Origin of the sequence: Sphingobacterium sp. N143 (genome assembly GCF_030325625.1) — a bacterium.
GTDB lineage: Bacteria > Bacteroidota > Bacteroidia > Sphingobacteriales > Sphingobacteriaceae > Sphingobacterium.
Genome location: NZ_JACAIS010000010.1, coordinates 90,678 through 108,081, shown reverse-complemented (window position 1 = coordinate 108,081; position 17,404 = coordinate 90,678). Strand labels below are relative to the sequence as shown.

The 17,404-nt window shown below is 41.9% G+C and carries 16 protein-coding genes and 1 riboswitch; of the genes, 6 read left to right on the top strand and 10 right to left on the bottom strand.

What is annotated here, in order from left to right; all coding sequences use genetic code 11:
* Nucleotides 1-12 precede the first annotated feature (12 nt).
* The 3 genes from HX021_RS18260 (at nucleotide 13) to HX021_RS18250 (ending at nucleotide 1,948) form a co-directional block, all read left to right on the top strand.
* Nucleotides 13-936 carry a Dyp-type peroxidase gene (locus HX021_RS18260; RefSeq protein WP_286591988.1) on the top strand — a complete coding sequence of 308 codons (924 nt, stop codon included), beginning with the start codon at nucleotides 13-15 and terminating at the stop codon, nucleotides 934-936.
* Between the two features lie 127 nt (nucleotides 937-1,063).
* A complete protein-coding gene (locus tag HX021_RS18255) occupies nucleotides 1,064-1,426 on the top strand; it encodes a DUF4180 domain-containing protein (protein ID WP_286591987.1) in 363 nt (120 codons plus the stop codon).
* Between the two features lie 21 nt (nucleotides 1,427-1,447).
* On the top strand, nucleotides 1,448-1,948 hold the full coding sequence (locus HX021_RS18250) for a GNAT family N-acetyltransferase (protein ID WP_286591986.1): 501 nt from the start codon (nucleotides 1,448-1,450) through the stop codon (nucleotides 1,946-1,948).
* A gap of 59 nt (nucleotides 1,949-2,007) precedes the next feature.
* Here the strand turns inward: HX021_RS18250 and HX021_RS18245 are convergent, their stop codons facing one another.
* Nucleotides 2,008-3,144, bottom strand: coding sequence for a serine hydrolase domain-containing protein (locus HX021_RS18245; RefSeq protein ID WP_286591985.1), 1,137 nt, complete (start codon nucleotides 3,142-3,144; stop codon nucleotides 2,008-2,010).
* 220 nt (nucleotides 3,145-3,364) lie between these two features.
* Between HX021_RS18245 and HX021_RS18240 the strand changes: the two genes are divergently transcribed.
* Nucleotides 3,365-4,114 (top strand): hypothetical protein, encoded by a 750-nt coding sequence (locus HX021_RS18240; protein ID WP_286591984.1) that lies wholly within the window; start codon nucleotides 3,365-3,367, stop codon nucleotides 4,112-4,114.
* A gap of 108 nt (nucleotides 4,115-4,222) precedes the next feature.
* Here the strand turns inward: HX021_RS18240 and HX021_RS18235 are convergent, their stop codons facing one another.
* Both HX021_RS18235 and HX021_RS18230 read right to left on the bottom strand, forming a co-directional pair.
* On the bottom strand, nucleotides 4,223-4,747 hold the full coding sequence (locus HX021_RS18235; protein WP_286591983.1) for a DinB family protein: 525 nt from the start codon (nucleotides 4,745-4,747) through the stop codon (nucleotides 4,223-4,225).
* Nucleotides 4,748-5,045: 298 nt separating this feature from the next.
* Complete coding sequence (locus HX021_RS18230) at nucleotides 5,046-5,810, bottom strand: DUF3050 domain-containing protein (RefSeq protein ID WP_286591982.1); 765 nt, start codon at nucleotides 5,808-5,810, stop codon at nucleotides 5,046-5,048.
* 123 nt (nucleotides 5,811-5,933) lie between these two features.
* Nucleotides 5,934-6,028: riboswitch (SAM-I-IV-variant riboswitch) on the top strand.
* Nucleotides 6,029-6,092: 64 nt separating this feature from the next.
* On the opposite strand from HX021_RS18230, the gene HX021_RS18225 reads away from it, so the two are divergent.
* The gene (locus HX021_RS18225; protein WP_286591981.1) at nucleotides 6,093-6,350 is read left to right on the top strand and encodes a 5-oxoprolinase; all 258 of its coding nucleotides are present in this window, start codon (nucleotides 6,093-6,095) and stop codon (nucleotides 6,348-6,350) included.
* Between the two features lie 28 nt (nucleotides 6,351-6,378).
* Here the strand turns inward: HX021_RS18225 and HX021_RS18220 are convergent, their stop codons facing one another.
* Nucleotides 6,379-6,684 carry a hypothetical protein gene (locus HX021_RS18220; RefSeq protein WP_286591980.1) on the bottom strand — a complete coding sequence of 102 codons (306 nt, stop codon included), beginning with the start codon at nucleotides 6,682-6,684 and terminating at the stop codon, nucleotides 6,379-6,381.
* 237 nt (nucleotides 6,685-6,921) lie between these two features.
* On the opposite strand from HX021_RS18220, the gene HX021_RS18215 reads away from it, so the two are divergent.
* Complete coding sequence (locus tag HX021_RS18215) at nucleotides 6,922-7,464, top strand: DKNYY domain-containing protein (protein ID WP_286591979.1); 543 nt, start codon at nucleotides 6,922-6,924, stop codon at nucleotides 7,462-7,464.
* Nucleotide 7,465: 1 nt separating this feature from the next.
* Here the strand turns inward: HX021_RS18215 and HX021_RS18210 are convergent, their stop codons facing one another.
* The 6 genes from HX021_RS18210 to HX021_RS18185 form a co-directional block, all read right to left on the bottom strand.
* Entirely contained in the window at nucleotides 7,466-7,696 is a 231-nt protein-coding gene (locus HX021_RS18210) for a hypothetical protein (protein ID WP_286591978.1), read from the bottom strand.
* A gap of 382 nt (nucleotides 7,697-8,078) precedes the next feature.
* On the bottom strand, nucleotides 8,079-9,542 hold the full coding sequence (locus tag HX021_RS18205) for a polysaccharide lyase 6 family protein (RefSeq protein WP_286591977.1): 1,464 nt from the start codon (nucleotides 9,540-9,542) through the stop codon (nucleotides 8,079-8,081).
* A gap of 26 nt (nucleotides 9,543-9,568) precedes the next feature.
* Nucleotides 9,569-10,336: a hypothetical protein gene (locus HX021_RS18200; RefSeq protein ID WP_286591976.1), complete on the bottom strand. Its 768-nt coding sequence runs from the start codon at nucleotides 10,334-10,336 to the stop codon at nucleotides 9,569-9,571.
* 25 nt (nucleotides 10,337-10,361) lie between these two features.
* Entirely contained in the window at nucleotides 10,362-11,906 is a 1,545-nt protein-coding gene (locus tag HX021_RS18195; protein WP_286591975.1) for a RagB/SusD family nutrient uptake outer membrane protein, read from the bottom strand.
* A gap of 12 nt (nucleotides 11,907-11,918) precedes the next feature.
* Nucleotides 11,919-15,017, bottom strand: a complete 3,099-nt coding sequence (locus HX021_RS18190) for a SusC/RagA family TonB-linked outer membrane protein (protein WP_286591974.1) — start codon at nucleotides 15,015-15,017, stop codon at nucleotides 11,919-11,921.
* Nucleotides 15,018-15,267: 250 nt separating this feature from the next.
* Complete coding sequence (locus HX021_RS18185) at nucleotides 15,268-17,400, bottom strand: glycoside hydrolase family 31 protein (RefSeq protein WP_286591973.1); 2,133 nt, start codon at nucleotides 17,398-17,400, stop codon at nucleotides 15,268-15,270.
* Between the last annotated feature and the right edge of the window lie 4 nt (nucleotides 17,401-17,404).

Sequence of the window (17,404 nt, the reverse complement as noted above, 5' to 3'; positions counted from 1 at the left end):
TAATTTATTTTAATGGATCATCAAGCTCAAAATGTCATTGATACACCGAGTAACAATACGGTGTTTATGGTTTGGAACTTTCATGAAAATGTGGATATAAAGGATATTTTCAAGCGCTTATGTGCATTGGTCATCAATCTCAACAATTCAGCTCAGGTACGTTCCACACTTGTAAAGGCAAGTGTCGTACTGGGAATTGGTCATCATGCTTGGAAAAGACTGGAGCTCCCCGAACCAATGCCGAAAGAACTCGTTCCCTTTGAACCTGTCGTTGGACAAAAACATATCGCTGTCGCTACCCCAGGTGATTTACATTTTCATATTCGTGCTCTTGAACAAGGATATTGTGTAGATATGGCTACTGAAATTACGGCATTGCTGACACAGGTTGCTGACTGCAAAGAAGAAGTTCATGGCTTCAGGTATTGGGATGGTCGCAGTATTTTAGGTTTCGTCGATGGCACAGAGAATCCTGTTGGTGACGATCGTGCATTCTTTGGTATTATTGGAGAAGAAGATGCCCCATACCAAGGTGGCAGCTATCTCTTTGTTCAAAAATATGTTCATGATATGCAAGCTTGGCGAGCATTACCAGTTTCCGAACAAGAAAAAGTCATTGGCAGAAGCAAGGCCAATGATATTGAGATGGGTGAGGATGAAAAACCCAGCAATTCACATTCAGCTCTGGCCAATGTAGGTGATGACCTTAAGATCGTGCGGGACAATATGCCTTTTGGTCAAATTGCAAACAATGAAATGGGAACCTACTTCATTGCTTATGCCAGTCGGTTCAGTACGGTTAAAATGATGCTCAAAAGAATGTTCATTGGCGAACCGGAAGACAATTATGACAGGATTTTGGATTTCAGTACAGCACATACGGGCACACTTTTCTTTTGCCCGTCAATCAATATGCTGAAAGATTTCGCAGGATAAAATAGGTGAATCGAAGACCTTAATACCAGGAAAGGCCTACCTAAAAAATTATACCGGACAATCTGACAAGTAACAATTATCCTAAAAAGGGTCCTTATCATTACATGCACTAAACACACAAAATAATATGGAAATAACTATTTTTCAACTTCATGACGAAAACATTGCCGAGGTTAAAGGCTCCGATATATTGATCAATAACCTTGATGATGGATTACAAATTATGGTTGACTGTAGCGCACAGGAGGCCTATAAAGCCATCTTATATCAAGAAAATATTAGCCCCGACTTCTTTGACCTCAAAACAAAGCTCGCAGGTGAAATTCTTCAGAAATATACACAGTATCAATTTGATATCGCTATCATTGGTGATTTTTCAGTCTATGATAGCAAAAGCCTGAATGATTTTATATATGAAAGTAATAAGTCCCGAAAAATCAACTTCGTCGAAACCCGTGAAGAAGCCTTAGCTAGGCTTTCAAATCATTAGGTATATAAACACACATAAGCCATGCATAACACACTCGTATTTGAAAAATACCGATTGGAAGATCTTGCTTCATTTACCAACCTTGTCAGCGAAGATGATGTCATGAAGTACATTTCAGGAAAAGGATTGACGGCAGAACAGGCCAGAATAAAATTTGACTCCATATTGGACATCAATCAAGATCCCGATTTGGGTTATTTCAAAGTGATCGATTCCCAAACACATCTACTTTTGGGCGATTGCAAATTAGTAAATTACAAAAAGGACCCTAGCGTTTTTGAGTTGGGCTATCTGCTGCGAAAAGAATTTTGGGGACAGGGCTTGGGAACTAAAATCTGTGAATCTATGCTTGCATTGGCGACAGATCTCAATTCCCAAAAGGATGTCATTGGCATTATTGACCCACAGAATGCTGCATCAAAGCGACTGTTGACAAAATTTGGGTTTAAAAGCTTTTTTATGGGTATCGAAGATAATATTGCCACAGAAAAGTTGATCTTAAAAAGGACAGCCTCTAAGTAGTCAATGTAGGGCCGGGGTTGCTCCCTTTATCAGAGCCACACCCACTGAATGATGAAGGGTTATTCTGCATTGGTATACACCCGATTAAGCCATTGAAAAACCGTCAGGGAATCTTTCCCTGTTGGCTTTACAATGGGGTTATCGCTACCCAATATCGCTAAAATGGCATCAAATGCGGGTCCTATGACCAGATCATCCCGGTTGCTAAATATAGAGATCGAGACCTTGTTTTTCATATCAAAATACACCATATTATGAAAGCCAGTTGACTCACCGGAATGAAACAGTATGGTATTGTCTGGGCTGTTACATATAAACCAGCCCAAATGATAGGCTATGCCTTCCTTCACCGGCTGTGCCAAGCGATGCAATAACTGCTGAGCCATCGGTTCCTGCAGCCGTTTCTGCAGTAAAAAATTTGCCCAACGATGATATTCATCAGCAGACAAATAAACGCCACCGTCTCCTTGCGTGGCACTTGTGATACTTTGATCCGCAAATACAAAACTATGTTTTTCAGGATGGTAGCCATAGGCACGTTCCTGTATCTTCATCCCTGCCGTATATACAACGCCATCAGCAATACCATTTGGCTCAAAAAGGTTCTTTTTCACAAAAGATGCAAAGGATTCTTTTGAAACATGGGCCACGATCAAGGATAATAGGCAATACCCCGTGTTACTATAACGGAATTTAGTTCCCGAAGGGAAATACAAACGATTCACTTGTTTGACATACTGCAGTACATCCTTATCCGAAACCTGCAGCATCCTATTTTTTGGAATCAGTTCTTCATAATCATACAACCCAGATGTATGCTGCAGCAACTGTCCTATGGTTATACCCCGCGTCTTTTTAGGAAGACCATCAAAAAAAAGTGACAACTGATCATCCAGTTTTATTTTACCCTGATCCAGTAAGGTATAAATCGCCTGTGCCGTTACCTGCTTACTAACCGAAGCCATTCGAAAATGCGTATTTTCCGTTATTTCGCGTTTATTTTCCAAATCAGCCATCCCTTGCATATAACGATACACTATCCGCCCCTGCTGACTGATTTCAACAGCTATTCCCGGGGCTGTCCTATCCCCGTAATATCCTGACAACACATTGTCCAAAGCATGTTTATCCATGTTTTGTCCCATGACCATGCCTGTGATACAAATAAAAATAAAGCTCAATGTTAGATCCTTCATACTTCTTTTGCTACAATTCGGTTTATTCAAACGAAACTTCAATGCACATTGTCCTGTCTATTCGCTTATCTCCAAAAATCGATATTTTCGACAAGGCTTCGTTCATTTTTCTCATTTTTTATTTTATTTCTTTTACCTTTGTCGTCCCATTTATTTTTCAATGGTTTGAATTGAAATGGACTTTCCGCCTTCAATTCTTTTAAAAAAATCACAACATACTATGCTATTTATTTACAGTATCTACGACTTCGTTTTAGCCGAAAAGCCGGTGATCACAACATTAAAAAAAGAAAGCTCACCAAAGCACTTCACCTTACAGATTATCACGCCTGCCCGAAAATTCCTCGGACTGCCTTTCGGAGGTGGCTTCGTGAAGCTTTCCCGACTTTATGATGAAACCGGCAAACTGATCCATGCCAGAAATTATTCAGATGAATTAAAGACTGAGATCAAAGCATTTAAAAAAGATTATGATATTCCGTATTTCCAGCTTTGGAAAGGCTTCCTTTTCGTATTCGCCGCCATCCTGGTCTGGGCCGCCATTTATGGAATAAAAAATAAGATCGGAAATCAAACACGGGAAAACGAAACGGCACGCATGATCGAAAATCTACAGCATTTAAAACCCGGTCAGCTCTATGGCGCAACTTTCTTTACAGATCACGAAGGTAATAGTATCAATGGAGTACCCGCAGGTTGGATAAAAATAGATAAAATTGTCGGTGATACAGTTTTTGTACAGCGGTCCAAAAAAATCGAAGATTCAGCTGCTGTATTTGATATGGACAACATCGCTGCGATCAAACCACAGTCACCTGAAGAGTGGGAAGATAAAATCGAAAAGATGGATTATAAATTGTTGACCGAGCAACTTCAAGAAGCAAACAAAAAAAGCGTTGATGTCGTTTATATTGGCCAGGATCACGAAAAATACGCTGGTGTCATCTTTACGATCAAGGGAACAGAATAAAATTGTTGCTCTTCTATGAGAATAAAATCATAGAAGAGCAGCTTTTTTAGTAAACATTTCACGCATGGTTTGTGCGCGATCAAGTCACTTTGACCTTAGGTTTAACGTTTAGTATCCAATTTTTTCATCAATACCATACTTCATCCCTTGATCGTTGATCAATCTCCGCATAAGTGCAATCTGCCCTACAAGATAGTCTTCCCTACCAATACACATCCCGATAAAATTTAATTTATTTTCTTCGATAAAAGGGATATTCATATCGATTTTGAAAATTTCTTCGAGCTGCGTATCATCCGCTTCCAATAAAGCCTTATAGACCTTGGGGGATATGGCATGAAAATTCTTTTTAAGCTCTTTCAGACCCGGATAGTTGAATTGCTCGTCGAGGGTTTTTCCCATGAAAAATAAATCCTGATAAGGATCTTGATCCTGCAGCCCAAGCACATGGCCCATGGCATAACGTACATTGACAAAATTACCCGCCATCCAAACAATATGATTGGTTCTATCTTGTACACGTTTTAATGCATCATCTTCTGAAACATCATCTAGGGCATTCAGAAAAATTTGACTGTGCATTCTATAAGCGGGAATAATTACTGCTAGTTTTAAAGACTTCGGTTTATCCATTTTACATCGATTTATAAAGTTAAACTTCTGATTATAACAAATTTACAATTTAACAACAACAAGAGTCTTGTCGTATGGCAAGAAAAAGAATATAAGTATAATCAAGACCGAAGGGATTGACCGGCAGCTCATTCAACAACTGTTCGATATTTCATTATATCATTATGGAACCGGCTACGCTCGAGCTACCAGAAATTTTCATTGCCCCTGGATGCCGGTTTTATTGATCGTTTTTCAGCGGCAATATCTTCCTCAGTCCAGTAACATCATCTGTTTTTTTCTAACGCCTAGCACTGTTTTATAACGATTCCTCTATGGCGTCCCAGAGCGCGATTCTCTTCTGAAGGGCAGTTTTACTTACGGTCTTTATTTCCGTCCATTTGGTTTCATCATCTTTTGCAAGATCAGTTATCATCTGCATGGCCAAAGGCCCATGCTCATCCCCATCCAGGTCAATATGGCGCTGAAAATAATAGATAAATCGTTCGAGATCAACCGTTGGGAAATTTGCCTTTATTTCTTCGAGAATGGATGTAAACATCTCGGGGATCAGGTTTTCACGACCAAAAGTAAATGCCGCTGCAATTTTATGAACCTCACCCCCGGTGATGACTTCAAATGTAAAGTTCAAAAAGTCTTTGATTCTCGGGTCCAATGTTGTAAAAGCGATGGCATCAAATATATTGCCTGTCTTTTTTGCATTATGGATAAACTTGTTGACCATGTGAAGGTCCGCCCCCATCACATTCATCGCATCCAAGTACATTTCAAAATGGCTCAACCGACGACCATCAATATATTCATCAGACTCCTCCGCCAATACAATCTCATTGATCAAATAGCGTGTTGAAGGGTCTTCACTTGCAAACCAAGGTAAGCTTGTACAGGTCAGTTTAATCTGTAGTGCCTTTAACAAAGACATAAAATCCCAAACAGCATACACATGACCTTCCGTAAAAGCTCTTAGATTTTTGATCGTTGTGATCCTCCGATATAAAGGGTGCTGCAATAATACTTTACGCTCCTCAGCAATGTATTCGTTAATTTCCACTATTCTATTCATGGCGCAAAAGTATCGCCTTCCCGTTATTTATTAAAGTATTTTAAATGAGATTACAGTAACATGATAAAAGATTAAATAAATTATAAAAATATGCTTGCGTTAAAAAAATAATCTACTATCTTTGTAGAGTATTCAGAATTGCACAGATGCAATACCAACCGAGTGCAGACACCGCGGTGGTAAATTAATACGGGTTTCGACCAAAATAAACGTTTAAAACGGTTATTTTCCCACAAGATCTGGATACAGTTTATGGTTTAATCCTTTAAATTTTTAAATTGTATGGCTACAACAAATCTTTATCAACATTTACTGGAAAAATTCAGCGACTATTCCATCGATGAACTCATACTGCTCAACAATGATACGGTTTTAGGACAAGGTTGGGGGTCTTCCAAAGCCACTTTTAGAACGGCTTTGATCAGTACCTTCTCCAAAAGAGGATTGGATCTTTCTAAAATTATTTCTAAGGAAGATGGTTTTACTTCGGTAAAGCATGTTCCGGTACGTTTAGTAAAAAATGTACTGGTGCCTTTGTAGCATTTAACCACAAAAGGGTAGGCCTAGCCTACCCCTTTGTCAACGAGTGATGATATTTTAATGTATGATTTAGCGAATGTGCAGTCTGACGTGCATCGTCCTGATAGGACGATAAATCCTGACAATGCCTGATATCTGCGACATCCACTTTCTTTCTTACTTTGCTGATGACCTGATTTAATTCGGATTTCCAGTTCCCCGGGTCCCCAAAATCATCCATCCAATTTTTGTTAATAAATCTTTTGTAGTTCAAAAGCAAAATATACAATTCTTCACCACTACCAGCGCGATTGATTGAAGTGCGCCAGTTCTCTAATTTTTCTTTAAAACTCATAACCAGCAATATACAAAAAATATACTTAAATACCAAATATCCGTTCATATCACATTCATCCTTGACTTACGCATGACTTATACAGAGCGGTTCCAGACTTCATATTTTAAACAGGTCTTTTTCAAGCGCATACCGCAAATTGCCATCCACGCATTAAACTGTATTGAATTCAACGGGTCATATAAAGAAAAGCACAATTATTTGGTCATAATAACAACTATTAACTGAACTATTTATATGATGACAAAAGTATATTTGAAAGCTATGCTCACCAGTTTTTCGGTTACCCTATTTTCCATGGCTACTCCTGGATTCAGCACGGAAAAACTTACCCCCAACAAGCATTCCTTTTCCTATGCCCAAGTCCGCTTGGGTGATGATTATGCCAAGCTTGGCAACAGAATTTTCTACCGAGGCAAGGAAATAAAGGCTGCCCATGTCACCTCTTTTCAGTCCCTAGGTAATGGATATGCCAAAGACACCTGGAAAGTTTATTATCGTGGAGTGGATGTTGCAGAAGCCAATTCCTCTACCTTCCAAAACCTAAGGGATGGTTATTCCAAAGATGCATGGAAAGTATATTACCGCGGTAAACTAATCCCCGGAGCCGCTACATCGTCCTTTATGATACTGGGTAATGGCTATACCAAAGATGCCTGGAAAGCCTATTATTTCGGTGAAGCTATTGCAGATGCCAGCGCATCAAGCTTTGAAAATCTAGGCAAAGGTTATGCGAAGGATAGCTGGAATGAATATTATAAAGGAAAAAAATTAGATTGATTTATTCGATAATAATGTTGATACCAACCATTTTAGCCTTGTATTTAATCTTCTCGATAAGTCCGTAGTAACTCCAGTTGCGCAACAAGAAATCATCACCTTTGGCAATTTCTTCCTTATTGGATTGGTTGACCAGTAAGAGCGTACCTGCTTGTGCTTTGACGCATAGCTCAATTAGCCTACGACTATATAGGTGAAGGTTTGTATCTACATAAGTTTTCTCCTTTTTCATTAAACGGAGATCAGGTGGTGACCAAATTATACTTTTTGATAGTGATTGTTCAGTGCTCGTTCAGTGATTGTTCAGTGATTGCTCAGTATAGACTGAATAAACAATGACTAATTACTGACTAAAAACTGATTGAAATTTGTTTTTAGATATAATTTGATAGGAGTATGTTTTACTATTTATTCTGATTATCTATGGCCTATCAGGCTATTGCTTTGGAGCTGCTTAACCTCATTTCATAAATTTAATATCATTCATCTTCCTTCTGGAAACCTGCACAATTATGGAGTTCGTGTATATAGACTGCCAACATCAAAATGATATGCCATAAAAAAAGCGGAGAATAAACAGTTTATTCTCCGCATAAAATAATGTTTAGGATCACTTAAGGATTAATAACCAAGCTGCTCCCCAATCCAGTCATAAACCCCGGACCTATATTTTGTGCTTTCAGCAATTCCCTGTGTTTGCTATCCAATTTTGGCGCTCCTGCATCTGCTGCAGCTGCAAATGGATAATTACCTACAAAGGCACCCAATACCTGGCTACTACTTGTTGGCTCATAGATGCCATCTGTCGTGATTGCATACTGTGGATCTAACCGTACAAACCCTGCTGGAAGCTGTTGACCCGTCGGTACATCAAATACAATATTTCCCTGATAGACAAAGTTAAGGGGCTGATCCGTAAAGGTCAGCAGGATCGACTGTGGGATCTGCAACACAACATTGTTGGCAATATGCCCATCCATTGGTGGTAACGTACGGTTACTTCCTCCCTTCCCTGACCCGATGTCGAAAGACTGCTTACAGTTGATCATGGTATTGGCCACCACTTGGACTCGTTTAACCTGAAAATAACCGCTTAAAGGCGAATTGGGGACGCCATCCATTAAAACCAAAGCGGCTCGCTGCCCTGTGCCGGCCATATTCTGGAAATAATTGTTATACACCAGATGATCTTCACCAATAATCCGTATTCCCCCGGTCTCTTTAATGCCATTCCCCACAAAATAGTTTCCATATACTGCCGAACCATTACCATGTCGCAGGCACAACGTCCCTTGGCTTTCATGGAAAAAGTTATTCCGTATGGTATCTGCCCCCATTTTATTGGATATGATTTCAGTTTCTCCATTGCAACGCTGAAAAATATTGTCTTCAATCGTTGTAAATGCATCGGTCATTGACCAATCACTTGTTCCCAGACGGATGGTTTCACCACCGTTATCCGGTACCGCCGCCCGTTCCCCAAAGAAATTATGATCTATCCGGTGTTTCATTGGCTTGCTTGTTCCCCAAACAACCATTGTTGGACCTTGATGAGATTTGCCCTTTAGATAGCAATGATCAATACGATGACTGGACCCATTGATAGAGACCCAGCGGTAGTCCGTTGTTGCGGTCGGCGGATTATAATCCACGATAGCCGTATTTGTTAAGCGGCAATTAGAGGAAGATGAAGTAAAATCAACCACATTTTTGCCTGAAGTAAAGCCATTCTGGAAAACCAGTCCACTGACTACAAGCCATTTTCCCCGGATACTAACAGAAGAAGTACCACTCATCATTACAGCTCCGGGCTGTTCAGCCCGTAATACAATAGGCTGTTGGCTTGTCCCCTGTGCATCGAATATGAGTTCCTGATCAGTCCATTCACCAGATTTCATCATCACTGTATCCCCTGGCTGTAAATTCAATGCTTGCAGGGCGGCGGCCGATTGGATCGTATGGCATTGAGCACATACTGTATTTTTCAGCTCCATTTCCCCAGAGGTTGATTTTCCACAGCTACTCCCTATCACCAATAAAAAGGATAGGGAGGTCATTGCCGATAATTTTCTAATCATATGTAGTGCTGTTTAAGAGTCAGTTGCTATAGCGTTCCTGGAAAAGGATAGACCGTCGTGTTGCCTTTAGCGCCAAAGACATGGACTACTCCATTGGTGACCACATAACCGCCCGATCTGTTGGTGGTTTTGTTGTTGATCTGGATTGGGGCAAGGTCATTATTATTCAGTAATTTCAAATACATCAGTCCATCTTGGTCAAATCCTTTTCCTTCATTCATATATCCCAATAGACTGCTTTTACTAGCAACCGTATTCTTTGGCAGGAGTGTTTTCGCCGCCGTGTTTGTAATGCCCAATTTGTCAAAATTGTAATCCCCTTGAAGAATAAGGTAGAGAAAATAATTCCTTACATCCGCTTTGCTGTAGTCTTCCCATTTTGTAGCAGGTTTGGTGATTGGTTTTCCGGTATCATCCAAGCCGGTGACCAATGGGAAATCGAAAAACAACCCGCCCGTCACCTTATTGGTCTTCGGATCCCAGGTCTTGATGGCTTCATTATGGAGAAAAATAAAGGTTCGCCCCGGTTTTTCCAGTTCCTCCAGCCCTATCCCTGCGTATTCCAACCCTTGGCGCATCCATTTAAAAATTGTGTCCGTTGGTTTTTCGCTTGTTCCATAAGAGCGGTTCTCCAAAAATTGACGTGCACTGATCCCTATATTTGGATCTAATGTTTTATGTTCATAATCATAGTTCTCCTGCAGCTCTAGATCAAAAAGTGAACAACCTGTTAGCAACAATAGTGAAAAAAGGGCACTACATTGTATCCATTTTATATTAAAGATTCTTTTCATCGTTTCCATATTTTAAATTCTGACATTAGTCTGTATATCCTGGATTCTGAACAAGCAAACTATTTGAATTCAGCACATTTCGGTGGATGGGCCAATAAACTCTATTTTTAGGATCTAAGAATCCGGGCATCTCCAAATTTCCTGCATCCTCCTGCCTGCGTTTCAAAATGGGGTCCATGACTTCCTTAACTCTTCCCGTACGTACCAGGTCAAACCATCGCTTGCCTTCACCAAAGAGTTCAAGCTGGCGTTCCTTCAATATTGCTGTTTCTACCTGCTGTGCTGTAGCCAATTGCGGATCGTTTACATCATACACCGCAACCTGGGCACGTTTTCTCACAAAATTCAGGTATTTGACAGCATTCGCCTTGTCGCCTAAGCCATTCAGCGCTTCGGCATACAAAAGGTATATATCACTGAGCCGATACATGGTTAGGTATACCGGAAGTGTTTGGTTTGTCGCTGGCCAGGGATCTGATTTAGTTGGATTAGGATCCGTTGGATACCACTTAATAAAACGATCCCGATTATTGCTCGGCATGCCATAATACACATCCAAAGTCTGTTTCGGACGAATATCCGGGCTCGGGTTATCTGTTGTTTGCGGTAAAAACCAACTTGACCACACGCCGCCATCAACGACAATCTGCTTATTATTGGCTGTCCAGGAAGTTTGCATACAAGCACAACCATTTTTTAAATAATCCCAGTGGATACTCCAAATGGTCTCCTTACTGGACAATGGATTTGTAAATATGGTTTTCCAGGTTGCTGCGTCCTGTAGATTTTTTTCATCGCTGCCCCCATAACTTGTTCCTGTCGCTGTCTTGGCCAGAAACAATCGTTCAACCCATTTCACCGTATTCTGATAATCTTTTTTCCACATATATACATCAGCCATTATCGCACAAATACTTCCTCCACTGATCGTCCACAAGGGATTCTTGGCCTCCATATCGACCATGGCATAGGCTTTCTCCAAGTCCGGAATAATGACCTCATTCAAGATCTTCTCCTGCGGATCACGTGCCCGTTCTGAAAGTTGCTCAACGTCTTCATAAGGTTCAAGCCATATTGGGGCATCACCCCAGACCCGTACCAGATAGAAATAACACATCGCCCGGAGGGCATAACATTGGGCCAGGTAGTCATCCATCATTTCTTTCGTGATCCTACTATCCAGTTCCGCTGCCTGTGGTATGTATTTAATATTATTGTTGATCCGCCCTATAGTCGTATATAGACCACTCCAATCGGTAAACTGATTACTGGGGGTAAGACTATTTAAGACAATTTCGTCTACATAATCTTTGGTATAACTGATAAAACGGTCGAAGTTATCCGAACGATATTCGCCCCAGTAAAGGTACTTCTCCCCATATTGTTCTTTGCCGATCATCTCAAGCTGAAATCCGCTATACATCCCGGCCATGGCCGCTTGTACATCATACAGATTTTTATAATGTTGGTCCAGGGCAACTTCAGCCAATGGCTTCTCATCCAAAAACTTATTACAGCTGGACAAGCTACCCACTAAAAATACGATTGCTAAAATCTTTATTCTAAACATAATTAAGTCCTCCTAAAAATTGATATTTACTCCAAACCCAAACTCTCTCCTCCTTGGATAACGGCCATCATCCTCTCCTGGAGTCAATGGATTATTGGTACTGAATTCAGGATCATATCCCCTATAATTGGTCCATGTCAATAAATTTGTACCGTAAACATAGGTGGTAATCCCTTTCATCTTTAACTTATTGGCCAGCTGTGGGGCAAAGTTATAGGCCAACCGCGCGCTTGCCAAACGGATAAAAGATGCATCTTCAATATATAAGCTATTTTGATTTGTCTTCATGTTGCCCCGATTGTTTCTTTCTATATAATAAGGGTATTTCGCTTCGTCCCCTGGTTTACGCCAGACATTATACACCATATCAGGTGATCCGGCTCCCGTATTTGACGGATAGTTTTGGCGCTGCAACAGTGCATTATACACTTCGCCACCAAATGCACCGTTAAACAGTACGTTTAGCGAAAAGCGGTTGTAAGTAAACGTTTGCATAAAACCGAAGTAAAAATCCGGAGTAGGGTTTCCCAGTATCATACGGTCTTCATCATTGATCACGCTATCCCGCTTATTATTCAGCCATTCGGCATCCCCACCTTTCAGTTTGCCATCTGGTGCGTATAATTGATGAACTGCCCCCTCATACTCACGTCCATTGAATGTATATACCGGTTTACCGTCCCTGTATAGCGGCGTTCCTTGATCGTTCAGTACAAGGGTCAATTTGTCCCAATTGTCAGTATAGGCATTAGACTCATCCCAGGCATACACACCCAGGTTTTTCCAGCCATAAAAATTGCCGATGCGGCCACCTTCCTCTAGATACCATTTGTTGCCCGGAAAGAAAGGCACACCATCTGCCAGCTTCACGACCCGGCCACGCTCGAATGAAATATTTCCGTTGATTTCCCAGCTGAATTTAGGAGTCACGATAGGTTTGGCACTCACGACAAATTCAACCCCTTTCGTACGGATGGTACCCACGTTGACCTGAAGATTTGTATATCCAGTTTCCTTTGGTAGCTCTCTTGGATAAAGCAAATCTGTAGTCGTTTTCACATAATAATCAGTCGTAAAGCCCAATCTTCCGTTAAAAAAAGTCAGATCCAATCCGATATTATTCTGGGTGGTCATTTCCCATTTGATCAAATTATTCCCAAAGGTACTTGTCAGTGCCGCTCCACCTATTCCATTGTAACTTCCACTAAACTTCACTTTGGTATAGGATTCATAATCGCCAATTTTATCATTGCCAAGTTGTCCAAAGCTATAGCGCAATTTGGCATCCTGCAAAGCGGGCTTAGCCCACTGCATAAAAGGCTCATCCGAAAAACGCCATGCCGCAGATGCAGAGAAAAAGTCCCCCCATTTATTGCCCGGGCCAAATCGGGAAGAACCATCCCGCCTGTAAGATCCCTGCAATAAATAGCGGCTCTTATAGTTATAGCCAATTCGACTAAATACAGATGCTGTCGCATTCGCTGTGGCACTCGTGTATGTTTTTGCGGCAGTCAGATAATCCGGAAACGTGACCAGGATCTCTTCATTTACACTGTTGAGGTATTCAGAATGGAATTGGTCGAAACGCCGGTGATCTGCACTGAACCCAAGTAATGCGTAAACGGTATGATCCTCGGCAAAGGTTTTATTGTAATTGACAAAGGCCTGATACTCCCAAGTAAAAGTCTTTCTAAACTCATTCGTGCCACTATTCTGATCTAGTTTAGCCGATAAAAACCGGGGTGAAAAGCCAGTCTTCTGCAGATTATCGAGACGGGCATTGAATAAAGTTGTGAATTTCAGATCATCCCGGATTTGATAATCGAGCTGATTATTGAACTGCCCCGAGTATGTTTCGTCAATATTCTGTTCAAACAATGCATTTGCGACCGGGTTTCGTTTCGACCCGATATAACTTGTCAGCGAACCATCTGGATAATAAATTAAGGAATAAGCAGGCCGGTCCATGACTACCCGTACAGTATTCCCTATGGGAATGGAGTTTCCTTTTTGCCATGCAAAGGAAATATTGTTTGAATACCTCAGTTTGGGTGAAATCTGATACTCCACATTGATCCTTGCCTGAAGTCTTTTCGCATAACTATTTAAGATGATTGATTTGTCATCCAGGTAATTTAAGCTACTGAAATAGCGGAGATTTTTTTGGCCACCACTCACACTCATTTTAACTTCCTTTTTCTGTGCAAGATTGCCCAATAGCAGGCGCTGAAGATCATTATCCGCATTAAAGCTTGGATTTATCGAATCAGTATTTGTGCTTCTCCCCTGGATATCCCGAAAAGCCCGCACTTCAGCCGAATTGCTGACAGGGATATAATGCGCCAGACGGCCAAAGAGATGATTATAATTCAGGTTGACCATGGGTCTTCCTTCCGAGCCCCTTTTTGTGGTAATCAGGATGACACCATTTGCGGCCCTGGATCCATATATTGAGGCCGAGGCAGCATCTTTCAGCACTTCGATATTTTCGATATCTGTAGGGTTGATATTGGCGCCATCGGGACTGATCACACCGTCTACCAGGTACAGGGGACCATTTCCACCATTCAGCGTTGAAGTTCCCCTGACCTGAATTGAACCTGTGGCTCCTGGGGCTCCCCCGCCATCATTTACGATAAGCACACCTGCTGCCTGACCTTGTAAGGCATCAAAAAGATTGATCGGTTGTCTTTCAGCAATCTTTTTAGCATTCACCGAGGAGATGGCTCCAGTCAGGTCACGCTTCTTCGCCACACTCCCATAGCCTACAACTACGATTTCGTCCAATGCGTTGTTGCTATCAGACAGTTCGACGTTAACCTGGCGCTGGCTGCCTACTATCCGCTCCTCTTCCTTCATGCCCACTTGGCTAAAGATAAGGGTATTGGAAGGAGCGGCTTCGATTTGATACCGCCCTGCTGCATCGGTGCTGGTCCCCTGATTCTTTCCTTTGATTCGGACACTCACTCCCTGCAGGGCCTCACCTTTGCTATTGGTCACTTTTCCTGAAAGCCGAATGTTTTGCTGGGCAAAGACTGGTACCCCTATACTTCCCAAGACAAGAAATAGGCAGAGTACAAAGCACCCCATTTTTGTGATACTTTTTATCATAATAGTTTGTTGTTTAATGGCGATAAAACTATCATGGATTGGGTTCATCTCAGCCGATAGACTGATTTAAACGACATGGCAGCTTCATCATAATTTAAGTTATTGGTTATTTTCACAATCAGTTACATCCCAAATATCGACCTCTTGGCCCAAGCACAGGGTGTAAATTTTGTTCTTTTTAGCAGTAAAAATTGGTCTTTTACTGCTAAAAAGATGTTTTCTAGCGCCTACTAGTGGCCACAATACATTTTTATTTGGTCATAAATTCAAATCTGACAGTACCATACGTATTCGGTTTGCCATGCTCCGGCTTGGATATTTCCCCTGTCAGCTGACCATGCTTGTTCTTTTTGACCAGCACACTACGCCATGCATACATTCCTTTTTCATAATCAAAACTCAGTCCGTCATCATCATATAAATTGTATTTTCCTGCCTTGGTACCATAATGACGAATCGTCAAATCCACTTTTTCATCTGCCGTCGGGGCATGAAGACGACTGGCCATCATCGGGATGATACCTCCATCCTTGACATAGACAGGGATTCGGTCCAATTCGGGATGCGCAACAATTTCGGCTCCATTGCCGACATATTTCCCTGAATAGAAATCATACCAATTCCCCTTTGGGAGCAGTACTTTTCGGGAAGATTCTCCAGTAAATAGTGGGGCAACCAAGATATATTCTCCACACATATATTGATCTTTTACTTCTTTATTAACGGCTTCCAGGTACGGGTTTGTTTCCAGGTCCCGATTCCCAACGACCGCATCTGCATGTCCCTGAAATCCTTCTTCCAGTACCATTGCCCTGAAGGGTGGCGTACCTTCAAAGTGATATTTTGCAAATTCAGAATATAAATATGGCATGAGTTGCATGCGCAATTGCGCATAATACTTTATCTGGTCAGCAACCTCCGGAAAGGACCAAGGTTTGGTGCCACTGGACCAGGCATTGATCATGGCCATGGGCGAAAAGACTACCGACTGAAAACGGCGTAGCCACTCTTCGCCAGTCTTTGAGCCCCTTACTTCTGGCGTCCAAAGCACACCACAGAATCCACTGTTGACCAAAGCCGTGATAAAGTCCTGATGACTGTAATAATCATTGTAAATAACATAAGGCATATTATTAGCCCCTGCATTGGAAGCGCGCACCAATCCGTAGGTCCGTCTATTCTGTTTCCGGAATAAGCTATCTGTCAATTTTTGCGCCAGCACCCCATAGGTTTGCCGCATCTGAATCCCACTGATTCCTGAGGGGAATTTGGCCATATCCGGCCATAGATAGTAATCATAGCCATCCACCTCATCAATCTTATAGCCACTGACCCCGATTTCCAGCTGTGCGCTATCCATCTGCTTAGCCATAATTCTTTTCGCATCCGGATGGTTCAGATCAGGAACCACACCATTCCAGACCGTATGGGAACCGGTGTAAGGTGCGATGTCTTGACTTATGGAAGCTTCAGGTGAAATATATGGATTCGTCCAAAGGTTTAAGCGGATTCCTTTATCCATCAACTTTTTTGTCAATGCGGCAGGGTCAGGAAAACGGTTTTTGTCCCATTCAAATGTACAGGGATAAGCGCGTGACTGCCAGCCTGGCTCAAGGCCGATAAAATCCAGGGGGAAACCATGCTCCTCAAACTCGGCAGCTTCCTTGATCACCGCATCAGCATTGTACAGTTTCTGCACCCTTTGGGTGAAGCCCAGGCCCCAGCGCGGAGGCAATGTGCCACCACCACAATATAAGTTATATCGCTTTATGGCGTCCAAGGGGCTGATCCCAGCAAACACATAAATTTCCACTCCAGCTGCAGGTATATATATTTCTACGGCATCCGAATATGGACGTGAGCTCCACGTCTTGTCGGTATTACGATCTTTCGCTTCCGGCTTCACCTTGGCATCCTTGCGTACGCCAGTTCCGACATAATACGTCAGATACTGCGCAGAATTGATTAGCACACCATAGCCCTTCGAAGAAACATAAAATGGAACTGGAGCATGCGTACGACCGTTGTCCTTACCACCATAATGATCCACATGGAGATTAAGTATTTTGCCACGCTGATGTACGGTTTGAAAATTTAATCCCAAACCATAGATCTGTTCATTTTTTGTCAATGGGAGCCGTACATAGGTCTTGCCATCAATCAATTCAGCATGAACTTCCATCTTGGGCAGGGGAAAATCAATAGACTGCAGCTGTTCTAAAGTCACAGCCTTGGGTTTGCTATCCGCAGCACTCAGCAAGGTATATTGTTCAGGCTGTCCGAATGTCCCTTTCCAGACCCCAGGAAATTGTTCTTGCCAACGGATAGTTTGGGCATCGACCTGAGCTGCGATCAACAATACGAGCATAATCAATAGTCTCATATCA

Coding starts and splice junctions, on each gene's coding strand:
- HX021_RS18260 (WP_286591988.1), top strand. CDS start 13: ATGGATCATCAAGCTCAAAATGTCATTGATACACCGAGTAACAATACG.
- HX021_RS18255 (WP_286591987.1), top strand. CDS start 1,064: ATGGAAATAACTATTTTTCAACTTCATGACGAAAACATTGCCGAGGTT.
- HX021_RS18250 (WP_286591986.1), top strand. CDS start 1,448: ATGCATAACACACTCGTATTTGAAAAATACCGATTGGAAGATCTTGCT.
- HX021_RS18245 (WP_286591985.1), bottom strand. CDS start 3,144: ATGAAGGATCTAACATTGAGCTTTATTTTTATTTGTATCACAGGCATG.
- HX021_RS18240 (WP_286591984.1), top strand. CDS start 3,365: ATGCTATTTATTTACAGTATCTACGACTTCGTTTTAGCCGAAAAGCCG.
- HX021_RS18235 (WP_286591983.1), bottom strand. CDS start 4,747: ATGGATAAACCGAAGTCTTTAAAACTAGCAGTAATTATTCCCGCTTAT.
- HX021_RS18230 (WP_286591982.1), bottom strand. CDS start 5,810: ATGAATAGAATAGTGGAAATTAACGAATACATTGCTGAGGAGCGTAAA.
- HX021_RS18225 (WP_286591981.1), top strand. CDS start 6,093: ATGGCTACAACAAATCTTTATCAACATTTACTGGAAAAATTCAGCGAC.
- HX021_RS18220 (WP_286591980.1), bottom strand. CDS start 6,684: ATGAGTTTTAAAGAAAAATTAGAGAACTGGCGCACTTCAATCAATCGC.
- HX021_RS18215 (WP_286591979.1), top strand. CDS start 6,922: ATGATGACAAAAGTATATTTGAAAGCTATGCTCACCAGTTTTTCGGTT.
- HX021_RS18210 (WP_286591978.1), bottom strand. CDS start 7,696: ATGAAAAAGGAGAAAACTTATGTAGATACAAACCTTCACCTATATAGT.
- HX021_RS18205 (WP_286591977.1), bottom strand. CDS start 9,542: ATGATTAGAAAATTATCGGCAATGACCTCCCTATCCTTTTTATTGGTG.
- HX021_RS18200 (WP_286591976.1), bottom strand. CDS start 10,336: ATGAAAAGAATCTTTAATATAAAATGGATACAATGTAGTGCCCTTTTT.
- HX021_RS18195 (WP_286591975.1), bottom strand. CDS start 11,906: ATGTTTAGAATAAAGATTTTAGCAATCGTATTTTTAGTGGGTAGCTTG.
- HX021_RS18190 (WP_286591974.1), bottom strand. CDS start 15,017: ATGATAAAAAGTATCACAAAAATGGGGTGCTTTGTACTCTGCCTATTT.
- HX021_RS18185 (WP_286591973.1), bottom strand. CDS start 17,400: ATGAGACTATTGATTATGCTCGTATTGTTGATCGCAGCTCAGGTCGAT.